Annotated in this window: 14 protein-coding genes; 6 read left to right on the forward strand and 8 right to left on the reverse strand. The window is 31.6% G+C overall.

The features are described from left to right. Window positions 1–120: 120 nt before the first annotated feature. The 3 genes from PQ462_RS00800 to PQ462_RS00810 are packed head-to-tail and all read right to left on the reverse strand — an operon-like array spanning window position 121 to window position 2,202. Complete coding sequence (locus PQ462_RS00800; protein WP_248728973.1) at window positions 121–546, reverse strand: SufE family protein; 426 nt, start codon at window positions 544–546, stop codon at window positions 121–123. 2 nt (window positions 547–548) lie between these two features. Continuing rightward, a complete protein-coding gene (locus tag PQ462_RS00805; protein WP_274252015.1) occupies window positions 549–974 on the reverse strand; it encodes a hypothetical protein in 426 nt (141 codons plus the stop codon). 13 nt (window positions 975–987) lie between these two features. Beyond that, entirely contained in the window at window positions 988–2,202 is a 1,215-nt protein-coding gene (locus tag PQ462_RS00810) for an aminotransferase class V-fold PLP-dependent enzyme (RefSeq protein ID WP_274252016.1), read from the reverse strand. 219 nt (window positions 2,203–2,421) lie between these two features. Between PQ462_RS00810 and PQ462_RS00815 the strand changes: the two genes are divergently transcribed. Genes PQ462_RS00815 through PQ462_RS00835 form a run of 5 tightly spaced genes read left to right on the forward strand, consistent with a single transcriptional unit; the run spans window position 2,422 to window position 7,156 of the window. Further along, the gene (locus PQ462_RS00815; protein WP_274252017.1) at window positions 2,422–3,771 is read left to right on the forward strand and encodes a serine hydrolase domain-containing protein; all 1,350 of its coding nucleotides are present in this window, start codon (window positions 2,422–2,424) and stop codon (window positions 3,769–3,771) included. 48 nt (window positions 3,772–3,819) lie between these two features. Beyond that, the gene (locus tag PQ462_RS00820) at window positions 3,820–4,344 is read left to right on the forward strand and encodes an ATP-binding protein (protein ID WP_274252018.1); all 525 of its coding nucleotides are present in this window, start codon (window positions 3,820–3,822) and stop codon (window positions 4,342–4,344) included. Further along, on the forward strand, window positions 4,344–5,834 hold the full coding sequence (locus tag PQ462_RS00825) for a PIN domain-containing protein (protein WP_274252019.1): 1,491 nt from the start codon (window positions 4,344–4,346) through the stop codon (window positions 5,832–5,834). The genes PQ462_RS00820 and PQ462_RS00825 overlap by 1 nt, the downstream gene beginning before the upstream one ends. Before the next feature lies 1 nt (window position 5,835). Then, window positions 5,836–6,762, forward strand: a complete 927-nt coding sequence (locus PQ462_RS00830; protein ID WP_274252020.1) for a hypothetical protein — start codon at window positions 5,836–5,838, stop codon at window positions 6,760–6,762. Window positions 6,763–6,772: 10 nt separating this feature from the next. Continuing rightward, window positions 6,773–7,156, forward strand: coding sequence for an ASCH domain-containing protein (locus PQ462_RS00835; RefSeq protein ID WP_073483828.1), 384 nt, complete (start codon window positions 6,773–6,775; stop codon window positions 7,154–7,156). Window positions 7,157–7,218: 62 nt separating this feature from the next. Here the strand turns inward: PQ462_RS00835 and sufD are convergent, their stop codons facing one another. From sufD to PQ462_RS00860, 5 genes are all read right to left on the reverse strand, one after another. Next, window positions 7,219–8,535 carry a Fe-S cluster assembly protein SufD gene (gene sufD, locus PQ462_RS00840; RefSeq protein ID WP_008466068.1) on the reverse strand — a complete coding sequence of 439 codons (1,317 nt, stop codon included), beginning with the start codon at window positions 8,533–8,535 and terminating at the stop codon, window positions 7,219–7,221. 47 nt (window positions 8,536–8,582) lie between these two features. Continuing rightward, entirely contained in the window at window positions 8,583–8,972 is a 390-nt protein-coding gene (locus PQ462_RS00845) for a four helix bundle protein (protein WP_274252021.1), read from the reverse strand. Window positions 8,973–9,059: 87 nt separating this feature from the next. Continuing rightward, entirely contained in the window at window positions 9,060–9,806 is a 747-nt protein-coding gene (sufC, locus tag PQ462_RS00850) for a Fe-S cluster assembly ATPase SufC (protein WP_008466070.1), read from the reverse strand. Between the two features lie 158 nt (window positions 9,807–9,964). After that, on the reverse strand, window positions 9,965–11,413 hold the full coding sequence (gene sufB / locus PQ462_RS00855) for a Fe-S cluster assembly protein SufB (RefSeq protein WP_274252022.1): 1,449 nt from the start codon (window positions 11,411–11,413) through the stop codon (window positions 9,965–9,967). An 80-nt stretch (window positions 11,414–11,493) separates the two neighbouring features. After that, on the reverse strand, window positions 11,494–11,823 hold the full coding sequence (locus tag PQ462_RS00860; RefSeq protein WP_274252023.1) for a HesB/IscA family protein: 330 nt from the start codon (window positions 11,821–11,823) through the stop codon (window positions 11,494–11,496). Between the two features lie 375 nt (window positions 11,824–12,198). Here PQ462_RS00860 and PQ462_RS00865 point away from each other — a divergent pair, with 375 nt between their 5' ends. After that, the gene (locus PQ462_RS00865; protein ID WP_274252024.1) at window positions 12,199–13,125 is read left to right on the forward strand and encodes a hypothetical protein; all 927 of its coding nucleotides are present in this window, start codon (window positions 12,199–12,201) and stop codon (window positions 13,123–13,125) included. Window positions 13,126–13,183: the final 58 nt, after the last annotated feature.

The raw sequence follows: 13,183 nt of genomic DNA on the forward strand, positions 1-13,183 counted from the left end.
CATTAAGAAAATTAAGTTTTGCTTTGTGTCAAAACAGTAAACTTAATTTACTTTTGACTATTAAGGAAATTAAGCATGTCATCTTTATGGAACTTAATTTCTTAATGGTTTAATTAAAATTTAATTTTTGTTTTTAGCATCAAAAGCCAAAGCGTACATTTTGATGTTTTTTATCATCGAAACCAAACCGTTGGCACGTGTTGCAGATAAATGTTCTTTTAAACCAATCTCGTCTATAAAATCAGTATCAGCTTCTAGAATATCTTTTGCTTTTTGATTGGAGAATGCACGAATTAAAATTGCGATTATTCCTTTAGTCAAAATAGCATCACTGTCTGCTGTGAAAACAATTTTATCATCGTTCTGTTCACCTTGCAGCCAAACTTTTGACTGACAGCCTTTGATTAAATTATCGTCGGTTTTGTATTCTTCTTTAATTAGCGGAAGACTTTTTCCTAATTCGATGATGTATTCATAACGCTGCATCCAGTCATCAAACATTGAAAATTCGTCTATTATTTCGTTTTGTATTTCTTTTATCGTCATAATTATTCTTTAGAAAAATCAACTAATAGATCAACTAGTTTTTTAATTTCTTTTGGAGGGAAGCCATTGTCGAAACCTGGTGTCTCGTATGTTTTTCCATCTTTAGTTATTTTTAAATTTCCTATTGCAGCACCATCATAAGTACGTTTGTCTGTTGGCGCTTTTAAGGAAGAAAGACTGTCTAAATTCACTTTTGAATATGCAGAAACAATCTCGCTCCATTTTGCATCATCAATCTTGCTTTGAACAGCTTCGCCGTTACGTTCTTTAACAATAGAAACAGATTTATTTTGTACTACAATACTCTTGTAATAACCTCTTGACATTGCAGAGTATTCAATTTGAGTTGATGTCATATCTGCTTTTTTTTGACTGCAGCATCCCGTAGCAATAAAAAGTGTCAGGAGCAATAATGATACTATTCGCATATAATTTGTTTTTTTAGCTTAACATAGTTTGTGCCTTCTTAACAGCTTCAACCATTGCATCTATTTCTTCTTTTGTATTATAGAAAGAAAACGAAGCACGAATTGTTCCCGGAATACAGAAGAAATTCATAATTGGCTGTGCACAATGGTGTCCTGTTCTAACAGCAATTCCTAATTTATCTATAATAGAACCAACATCATACGGATGAATTCCATCAATATTAAACGAAACTACAGATGCTTTATTTTTGGTGTTTCCGTAAATTCGGATACCTTCAATTTCGTTAAGACGTTTTGTAGCGTGTTCTAACAATTCATTTTCATATTCATGAATTTTATCAAAACCAATCTCGTTTAAATAATCAATTGCAGTTCCTAAAACAATTCCGCCAGCAATATTTGGCGTTCCTGCTTCAAATTTATGAGGCAAATCTGCATAAGTTGTTTTTTCGAAAGTCACTTCTTTGATCATTTCGCCACCGCCCTGATAAGGCGGAAGTTTGTTAAGCCATTCTTCTTTTCCGTAAAGAATTCCTGTTCCTGTTGGGCCACACATTTTATGTCCTGAAAAAGCATAAAAATCGCAGTCTAATTCCTGAACATCTGGTTTTAAGTGTGGAACTGCCTGCGCGCCGTCAATTAAAACTGCAGCGCCAACTGAGTGTGCTTTGTCAATAATATATTTGATTGGATTGATAACACCCAATGCATTTGAAATATGATTTACAGTAACGATTTTCGTTTTGTCTGAAAGCAATTTGTCAAATTCCTCAATGATTAATTCTCCATTGTCATTGATTGGAATAACTTTTAAAACAGCTCCAGTTTTCTCGCATAACATCTGCCAAGGCACAATGTTACTATGGTGTTCTAATGAAGAAACTACAACTTCATCGCCTGGTTTTAAAATCGAAGCAAAACCGTTTGAAACTAAGTTGATTCCGTGTGTTGTTCCCGAAGTAAAAAGCACTTCATGAGCATGTTTTGCGTTGATGTGATCTTTTACTTTTCCGCGAGCAACCTCATAAGCATCAGTTGCTAACTGGCTTAAAGTGTGAACGCCGCGGTGAATATTGGCGTTGATTTCCTGATAATATTTTACTTCTGCATCAATCACAACTTGTGGTTTCTGAGAAGTAGCACCGTTGTCGAAATATACTAATGGCTTTCCGTTTACAGTTTGTGAAAGTATCGGAAAATCAGCTCTTATTTTTTGAATATCTAGCATGTCTTATTTAGAAAAAATCTATTTACAAAAGTACTAAAACTAAATTTGTTTATACAGCAATTCTATAATTTCCTTTTATGATGCCATTGTTACAGGGCTTAAATGCTGATTCCTTAAAAATCAATTCAGTTTTCTGAATTATCCGAAACAGATTTATAATTTGGGTTCTAAAATCGTGAACATAAATTATTTATATTGCATTAAAAATAACTAACTATCATGAAAAAATTTCTCAAAGTACTTTTGCTTATTGTGGTTCTTGCTTTTTTATATTTCGGATTTACAACTTATCCAAAACTTGATTTAATTTCTGGTTTCTCTGCCAAAAGTGTCGCATCTGGACATTTTATAGATAATCGTTCGTTGGATCTAATCCAGAAAACCGACAATGATATCAATTTGGTTGACTTGGCTAAAAATTCAATTGATGATGCCGGGAAATTTGCTATTTCATCTGTTTATGGACTGAAAGAAAGAAAAGCCATTTATCGCGAAGGTTTAGGAGCGACTTTGATTAATGATGATTTTGATGTTTCGAAACCGTATCTTCTTCCAAAAAGGACAAAACTAGAAAACAATCTTCCTTTTCCATACGGAAATAATGAGCCAAAAGATACTGCATTTTTGAATGTAGATTATTCGAAATTGAAAAAAGCTGTCGATAATGCTTTTGACAAAACAGGTGGAAAAATCAAAAGAACTCGCGCTGTTGTGGTTTTGTATAAAGATAAATTGATTGCCGAAAAATACGATACAGGTTTTAATAAAGACAGTAAAATTTTAGGCTGGTCAATGACAAAAAGCATTACAAGTTCGGCTTTTGGCGTTTTGGCTAAACAAGGAAAAATAGATATTTACAAACCTGCTCCAGTAAAAGAATGGCAGAATGATGAGCGTAAAAACATCACGCTTAACGATTTGCTTCATATGAATTCTGGTTTAGAATGGGAAGAGAATTACAGCACAATCTGCGATGCCACCAAAATGCTTTTTCAGGCCGAAGATATGGGAAAAGTGCAATTGGATAAACCATCACAATTTAAACCCAATACACATTGGAATTATTCGTCTGGAACAACCAATTTATTATCTCTAATTTTAAGAAGACAATTCAAAACACAACAAGAATATCTTGATTTTTGGTACAGCGCTGTAATAGACAAAATCGGAATGAATTCGATGATTGTTGAACAAGATATGTCAGGAACTTTCGTAGGTTCATCTTACGGATGGGCAACGCCAAGAGATTGGTCAAAATTTGGATTATTATATCTAAGAAAAGGAAATTGGAACGGTGAACAAATTCTAGACGAAAGCTGGGTAAAATATACAGCAACACCAACCAATACTTCTGAAGGGAAATATGGCGCACAATTTTGGTTAAACGCTGGAGGGAAATTTCCAGATGTTCCTAGAGATATGTTTTATTGCAGCGGTTATCAAGGTCAAATGGTTGCGATTATTCCGTCTCTGGATATGGTGATTGTAAGAATGGGAGTGAGAGAAGGAGATAAAGGTTTTGACTTTAATGGGTTTTTGAAGGAGATAATTGAGAGCGTGAAGAAATAAATTTGTAATATATTTCATTCTTTTTTATAACTTGCTAAAAAAAAATTAATGATGGAATCGTTCGATAACATATTTTTTATTGGTGGTATTCATGGAGTTGGAAAAGGAACTATTTGTAAAGAAATTGCTTCTAAAGCTGAATTGATACATATAACGGCAAGCGAAGTTTTAAAATGGCGTGAAATTAGTTCTTCAAATAATAAATTGGTTGAAAATATTTCTTCAACACAAGAAAAGTTAATTTTTGGATTAAAGAGCTTAATTAAAGAGGATAAAAAATATTTACTTGATGGTCATTTTTGTTTGCTGAATTCATTAAATGTTCCTTTCAAAATTGACGAAGAAACTTTTGATATTCTTAACCCGAGAGTGATTTCTATTGTTCTAGATGATGTAGAAAAAATAATTAAAAGATTGGAAAATCGTGATAGTAAAAAATATGACATAAAAGTTTTGAACGAATTACAGAATATGGAAATTGAATATGCAAAATATCTTTCGAAAAAGTATTCTGTTCCGTATATCGAGATTATGGATAATAATTATGAACAGTTATTAAATATCACTAGGTAATGAAAGTTTTGCTAGACACAAATATTATTATTCATAGAGAAGCAAATAAAATATACAAACCAGAAATTGGTCAACTTTTCAAGTGGATAGATAATCTCAAATATTCAAAATACATTCATCCTTTGACTGTTGAGGAATTAGAAAGATATAAGGATCCAAATACTCTCGATACTATGAGTATTAAAATTGAGAGTTACAATTTGCTTAAGCATCAAGCTCCGCTGGGTGAAGAAATTCTTAAAGTTAGTAAGAAGATAGATAATCAAGATAATGATATAAATGACACCCAAATCTTAAATGAAGTTTATGAAGGAAGGGTTGACATATTAATTTCCGAAGATAAAAAGATACACACTAAAGCGAGTTTACTTGGCATAGCAGACAAGGTTTATAAAATTGAAGATTTTCTGGAAAAAGTAACCTCAGAAAATCCAGAATTAGTAGACTATAAAGTTTTGTCTGTTCAGAAAGTTGATTTTGCTGAAGTTAACATTAGAGATGCTTTTTTTGATAGCTTCAGAGAAGATTATGCGGAATTTGATAAGTGGTTTAATAAAAAAGCTGATGACATTTGTTATGTCTGTTATAGTGAAGGTAGACTAACTGCTTTTCTATTTATAAAAAGAGAGGATGAAAATGAGAATTATTATGAAATCAATCCTGTTTTTGCGAAGAAAAAAAGATTAAAAATTGGAACATTCAAAGTAACTGCAAATGGATATAAAATAGGAGAAAGATTTTTAAAAATAATTTTTGACAATGCTTTGCAATTTAGGGTTGATGAAATATATGTAACTATTTTCGATCAAAGAGATGAACAAGAAAGGTTAATCGAGCTTCTTAAAAATTGGGGTTTTAATCATTATGGAATAAAAACAACTCACAATGGAGTTGAGCAAGTTTATGTTAGATCTTTTAATAAAGAAATAATTAATGTTGAAAATCCTAAACTAACATTTCCCTTTTTTTCTCGGCAACAAAATATTTTTATTGTTCCCATATATCCTAATTATCATATAGAGCTGTTTCCAGATTCAATCTTGAATAATCAATCTCCAAAAGATTATATTGAAAGTTTTCCTCATAGAAACGCATTAAGTAAAGTTTATATTTCACGTTCTTATGAAAAGAAAATGCGATCTGGTGATGTATTAGTTTTTTATATGACAGGTGGAAAATATAAAGGTGTTGCAACTACATTAGGAATAGTTGAGTCATGTGTTTTAAACATCGAAACTGAAGAAGAATTCTTGTCTTTATGCAGAAAAAGAAGCGTTTTTACTAATCAAGAGTTGTCAGAACATTGGAATTATAGTCCTGCCAATAGACCTTTTATTGTAAATTTTCTTTATACCTATTCATTTAGAAAAAGACCAAATCTTGAATGGTTAGTTAATAACGGAATTATTGTGGATTACGAAAATGTACCAAGAGGATTTTCTAAAATAACTGTTGAGCAATTTGATAAACTTTTAACTTTTGCATATTAAGATGAAGAGCATAGCAATTTGGTATAAACCTGTAAATGATAATGTTGAGTTAAATGAGATTTTAGACTTGCATTTTAATTTTTGGAAAATTCCAAACGGGTCAAAACGATCTCACAAGTTTTTAGATATTGGTATAAAATTATCAAATACGAAGAATATTAAAACGTTAAAAATATATTTCCCAATAAAGATTAAGGAAAATGAATTTGAAGACATAGTCGGAAAATTTATTCATAAGGTAGATTTAGTGAGCGCTGTATTCAATGAAAACTATAAGGTGATTTCAACAACATCGAGTAAATCTTATGAAATTAGAAATGCTAAAAATGAGTTTGTTTTTAATATTTACAAAACATCCATTAGTGATTTGACTTTTGAACAAAAGTATGATGGAACAATAATTAATATAAATATTCCGAAACAAGAAATAACAAATTATTTTAGGTTTAGGATAAAAGGAGATTTTATAAATTCGTTATCTTCTGTTAGTGTGCCAACCAATTCTCTACTAGAAAGTGCATTTTCTGAAATTGAAATGATTGATTTTAGGGTTAATGAAATACGGGATTTAAATCAGGACTTGCTTGAGGAAATGAAAGTTGAAAAATTACTGAAAATCCAAAAGCAACATTTTTTCTTTATATGCTCAAAAGATGAAGAATTGATTGGAAATCATCAACCTTTTTTGAGTTGTAGAAATCTTGAAAATTACAGATGGGATGATTATGTTGGTATTAAAAACATTAATAAACAAATTTACTTAGCTTATCATTGGAAAGAAACAAATGTTGAAAGTGCTAGTACACTTATAAAAACTAAATATGAGAAAAACAATTGGAAAACAATTTCTAAATATGCGATATTTGCATTCATGTTAGCTGTGATTATTGAGCTATTTAGTAATTGGCTGTATGACTTAATAAAATAAAAAGGTATTTATGAAAGTAGTATTATCAATAAAACCCCAATTTGCAAATAAAATATTTGATGGGACAAAAAAATTTGAATTCAGAAAAGCTATTTTCAAAAACCAAAATGTAACATCAGTTTTGGTTTACGCTTCTTCACCTGTTCAAAAAGTGATAGGAGAATTCGAAATAGAGAAAATTTTTAATCTTGACCTTAAAGAACTTTGGGACAAAACCAAAGAATATTCAGGTATAACTGAAGATTATTTTTACGAATATTTCGAAAACAGACAACAAGGTTTTGCCATTCAAATAAAAAATAAAAATAAATTTGAAGAACCTAAATGTTTAAAGGCTGATTATAATTTAACACCACCTCAGTCATTTGCATATTGGTCAAATGAAAAAAGATAAAAATTAAAAAACCGATAAGTTTTTAAATCTTATCGGTTTTTTAATTTTAAAAATAGAATCTATTACAAATCAAATCCTAAATTCACTCCCAATTTCATGGCAATGATTTTAGTAATTCTTTGTTTTAATTCTGGTATTTTAATGCTTTCGATAACGGCATTTGAGAATGCGTACATCAATAAAGCCTTAGCTTCTTTTTTCGGAATTCCACGTGATTGCATGTAGAACATTGCTGTTTCATCCAGTTGTCCAACTGTACATCCGTGAGAACATTTTACGTCATCTGCAAAAATTTCCAATTGCGGTTTTGCGTTGATTGTAGCTTTGTCACTCAATAAAATGTTGTTGCTTTTTTGGAAAGCATTTGTTTTTTGAGCTTCTTTCTCTACCAAAACTTTTCCGTTGAAGACTCCAGTCGAACGATCAGAGAAAATTCCTTTATAATCCTGGAAACTTTCGCAATTTGGTGTTGCGTGGTTTACCAATGTATAATGATCAACGTGTTGTTTGTCATTTAAGATAGAAATTCCGTTTAATGTGCTTGTTAATCTTTCTCCGAAATGGTAAAAGTTTAAGTTGTTACGAGTTAAATTTCCTCCAAATGAGAAAGTATGAACAGAAGCATGACTTTCTTGTTGTTGTGAAACGTAAGTGTTGTCAATTAAATTCGCTTCGTTATTATCGTTTTGAATTTTGTAATAATCAACAATCGCACGTTTTTGAGCAAAAATCTCAGTAACAGAGTTTGTTAAAACTGGATTTTCGTTCAAACTTTGGTGACGCTCAATAATTTGAACATGTGAATTTTCACCCACAATAACCAAATTTCTTGGCTGAACCATTAATGCAGCTTCGTTACCTGTTGAGAAATACATAATCTCAATTGGTTTATCAGCTACTTTTTTCTTAGGAATATTAATAAAAGCACCTTCAATTGCAAAAGCAGTATTCAATGAAGTCAAGCTGTCATCTTTACTTGCAATTTGATTAAAGTAAGTATCAATAACCATTTTATATTTTGGTTTGGTCAATGCCGATGACATCAAGCAAACATCTATTCCGTCATGCGTTGTAGAAGACAAATGTGAACTGAAAACGCCATCGATAAATACTAATTTGTAAGTGTCAATTTCGTGTAAAAAGTATTTTTTTACCTGATTGAATTCGATTGCATTTTCCTGCTTAGGAAAAACCGTAAAGTCATTTTTTAAGATGGCATTTAACGATGTATATTTCCAAGCTTCTTCTTTTTTGGTTGGGAAACCTTTATTTTCGAAGTTTTTTAAAGCATTTGTGCGTATGTCGTGTAAATCTGAATGTACATCGACACGCTCTTCAAAAGCCATAAAAGACGATACTAATTTTTCTTTTAAATCCATTGTTCTTTTGTTTCCTTCGGTGTTTCAGGTTTCAAGTTTCATGTTGCCTATTGAAACTTATTCCCCTTGAAATCTGTTTTATTTAGGTAAGTGATAAAGTTTTTTATTTTACCGCTTAAATTTTCATAATCTTTTTTTAAAGCTTCGAATTTTTCTTCTGAAATATATTCAAAATCAAAAACTCGATACAATTGAGATCTTGTTTCTCCGGCAGAACCTTTTGCAATTGATAAAAATTGTCGAAATTCTAAATTTCCATCTCTTTCAAATCCTTCAGCAATGTTATCCATTACTGAACCCGAAGAATCTTTTATTTGATTTTTAAACCTGAGATCGGATCTTAACTCTGTTTGAACGGCAATGAGATGAATTTCTTTTGCTAATCGTCGAGCCTCTTTCCAGATTTCTAAATCTTCAAATCGAGTAATTGTTGCCATAATTTCTGTTTTAAATAATTTAAGTTTAAACTTACAAAACGTAATTCAACTTGAAACTAAAAAAAACATGAAACTTGAAACAAAAATTTAATTTTCTGCTTTGATCCAGTCGTATCCTTTTTCTTCTAATTCGTAAGCCAGTTCTTTTCCGCCAGATTTTACGATTCTTCCGTTGTAAAGAACGTGAACGAAATCAGGAACGATATAATCTAACAAACGTTGGTAGTGCGTGATTACAATAATTGCGTTTTTGTCGCTTTTTAATTTGTTCACTCCGTTAGCAACAATTCTTAAAGCGTCGATATCAAGACCAGAATCGGTTTCGTCAAGGATCGCTAATTTTGGCTCTAACATTGCCATTTGGAAGATTTCATTTCTTTTTTTCTCTCCTCCAGAAAAACCTTCATTAAGAGAACGAGAAAGAAATTTACGATCGATTTCTAACAATTCAGATTTCTCACGAATTACTTTCAGCATTTCGTTTGCTGGCATTTCTTCCTGTCCGTTTGCTTTACGAGTTTCGTTGATTGCAGTTTTCATAAAGTTAGTTACACTAACTCCAGGAATTTCTACCGGATATTGAAAAGAAAGGAAAACACCTTTGTGTGCTCTTTCCTCAGGTGCTAAATCAGCAAGATCTTCTCCGTCAAGGATAACCTCTCCGTCTGTAACTTCATAGTTTTCGTTTCCTGCAATAACAGCAGAAAGTGTACTTTTTCCAGAACCGTTTGGTCCCATGATAGCGTGAACTTCTCCAGCTTTAACTTCTATATTAATTCCTTTAAGGATTTCTTTATCACCAATTGCGGCGTGAAGGTTTTTTATTGATAACATCTTTTTTTTGTTTAAAGTTTCAAGTTTCAAATTCTCAGTTATGCTGAAAAGCGAAACTTTGAAAAATCTTTTATTTTAATATAATATAAAATTCTTTTTTAATGGTTGCAAAAGTGAGTTTCGGATCAAAAACTTGACGCCTGAAACAAGGAACTTTTTTAACCTACAGATCCTTCTAAAGAAATCTCTAATAATTTTTGCGCTTCAACCGCAAATTCCATTGGAAGTTTGTTCAATACGTCTTTACTAAAACCGTTTACAATTAAGGCAATCGCTTTTTCAGTCGGAATACCTCTTTGGTTACAGTAGAAAACTTGGTCTTCTCCAATTTTACTTGTAGTTGCTTCGTGCTCGATTTTTGCTGTTGGATTTTTACTTTCGATATAAGGGAAAGTATGTGCTCCGCAATTGTTGCCCATTAATAACGAGTCACATTGAGAAAAGTTTCTTGCATTCTCTGCTCTTGGAGAAATCTGCACTAAACCACGGTAACTGTTTTGTGATTTTCCAGCCGAGATACCTTTAGAAATAATAGTCGATTTAGTGTTTTTTCCTAAATGGATCATTTTTGTTCCAGTATCAGCTTGTTGGTAATTATTGGTTACAGCGATCGAATAAAATTCTCCTACTGAATTATCTCCTTTAAGTACGCAAGAAGGATATTTCCAGGTTACAGCAGAACCAGTTTCAACTTGTGTCCAAGAAATTTTAGCGTTTGTTTCGCATAAACCTCTTTTGGTTACGAAGTTGTAAACCCCACCTTTTCCTTCTTTGTTTCCTGGGAACCAGTTTTGAACGGTAGAATATTTAATTTCAGCATCATCCAAAGCAATTAATTCAACCACAGCAGCGTGTAATTGGTTTTCGTCACGGCTTGGAGCAGTACATCCTTCAAGGTAAGAGACGTAACTTCCTTCATCGGCAATAACCAGCGTTCTTTCGAATTGTCCAGTTCCTGCCTGATTGATTCTGAAATAAGTTGAAAGTTCCATTGGACATTTTACGCCTTTTGGAATATAACAGAAACTTCCGTCAGAGAAAACTGCTGAGTTTAATGCTGCATAGAAGTTGTCTTTTTGAGGAACAACAGTACCTAAATATTTTTTTACTAATTCCGGGTGTTCTTTAATTGCTTCAGAAATCGGGCAGAAAATAATTCCTTTTTCAGCTAAAGTTTTCTTGAAAGTTGTTGCTACAGAAACAGAATCGACAACAATATCCATAGCGACATTGTTCATCTTTTTTTGCTCATCAACAGAAATCCCAAGTTTTTTGTACATCTCTAATAGTTCCGGATCAACATCGTCCAGCGTTTTATTAGGATCTACTTGTTTTGGAGCTGAATAGTAAGAGATGGCCTGAAAATCTGGTTTTTCGTATTGTACGTTTGCCCATTCCGGCTCTATCATTTCTTTCCAGGCACGGAAAGCCTCGATGCGCCATTCGGTCATCCATTCAGGTTCTTCTTTTTTAAGCGAAATAGCTCTTACAATTTCTTCGTTTAAGCCAATAGGGAAAGTTTCGGATTCAATATTGGTATAAAATCCGTACTCATATTCTTTAGTTTCCAGTTCGATTTTTAAATCGTCTTCTGTGTATTTGCTCATTGTTGATTTTAAAGATTCAAAGATTTAATTCAGAAATTTCAAAGAATTAATCTTTATTAGTCTTGGTATTCTCTATTATTTTATAGTGAAAATGATTCACCGCAGCCACAAGTTCTGCTTGCATTTGGATTATTGAAAACAAATCCTTTTCCGTTTAATCCGCCTGAGAATTCTAAAATTGTTCCGGCTAAATACAGAAATGATTTTTTTTCAACTGCAATTTGTATGTCGTTATCTACGAATATTTTATCATCTTCTTCTTTGGTTTTGTCAAACTTTAAATCATAAGACAAACCAGAGCATCCACCGCTTTTAACGCCTACTCTTACGTAATCGCTTGCGGCATCAAAACCATCATCAGTCATCAAATCGATGATTTTCTTTTTGGCTGTATCAGAAACCTTTATCATTGTTTATGGTATTTGTTTTTAAAAGATCATTTTAATTTGCATTTCTATAATAATCAAATTATTACAGAAAATTTAAATGCCAATTTCAACGTTCAAATGAAATTGTCTGCAAAGATACGACTTAAAAACCTTTTTCCATAACGGTTCACATTATTATAACAAATGTTAAAATAGATAGAAGTTATTTTGCTAAAAAAGAATCAATTGAAGTCTCTTTTGTTTTACAACAATAAAACGTTTTGAAAGAAAAGCTTTATTTTTATGTAAATTACTGATATTATGATGATTAAGTTATGGTTAAATGGTAAAAAAGAGTATTTCTACTTGTTCTGTCGAATAAAATAATATTATTTTTACAAGAAATTGTGACGAATCATGAAGAAAAACTACACTAATGAATGGTTAAGAGCATTTTTAGCTATATTTTTTATTTTAGGGATAGGAGCTACATTTTTTTTGTTTAGTAATGAACTAAAAGAAAGTGCAGAGAAAGCTAAAATAATCACCAAAAAGTCTGAACTTATCGGACCCAGTAAAGAAACAACTGCACAAAAAAGCATACTCGATTCTTTAAATATTTTAAAATTAGAATATGATGTAGCACTTCTTGAGAAAACATCGTTATCTGAACAATTAGAACTTGAACGTAAAAATGTTCAAAATTTAATGGAAATTATAAAAGTTTCTAAGAATCCTTCGATTGCTCAAATACAAATTTACAGAAAACAGCTTTTAGATTTAAAAACGGCTTTAGCAGCTAAAGTTTTAGAAATTAGAAACTTAAAATCTCAGAATAAAAGTCTGCTTACTGAAATCGAAAGCCAAAATGTGGTAATGTATAAGCAGAAAACAGAAAATGATACGCTCTTATTACATCAAAAAAAATTAGAATTGGCGATAAAAGATGCAGCGAAACTTTCTCTCAGTAATTTTAAAGTAGCAGCATTTCGCGAAAAAAAATCAGGAAAAGAACTGGAAACTGAAAAAGCCAGAAATGCTCAAAAATTGAAGGTGAGCTTTTCTGTTAATGGAAATTCGATTGCAAAAACCGGAAAAAAAGTGTTCTATATTCAGGTTTTAGATCAAAAAAATACAGTTTTGGGAGAGAATAAATTAATCGAATTTGAAAACGATAAGGCTTTGGTTTACAGTTTTATCGTTGCTGTAGATTTTCAGGGAAAACCCGTAAATGTGTACGGAGTTTTAAATTCTGATGGGAATGAATTTAAAAAAGGAACTTACTTTGTTAACTTTTTTGACAAGCAGGAAATAATGGGAAGCGCTTCTGTTACTTTAGAGTAATGGCAGTTTTGAGTTTTTAAATAGAATTTTAGCATAATGAAATTGGATTTCCTAGCTT

Source organism: Flavobacterium sp. KACC 22758, assembly GCF_028736135.1.
GTDB lineage: Bacteria > Bacteroidota > Bacteroidia > Flavobacteriales > Flavobacteriaceae > Flavobacterium > Flavobacterium johnsoniae.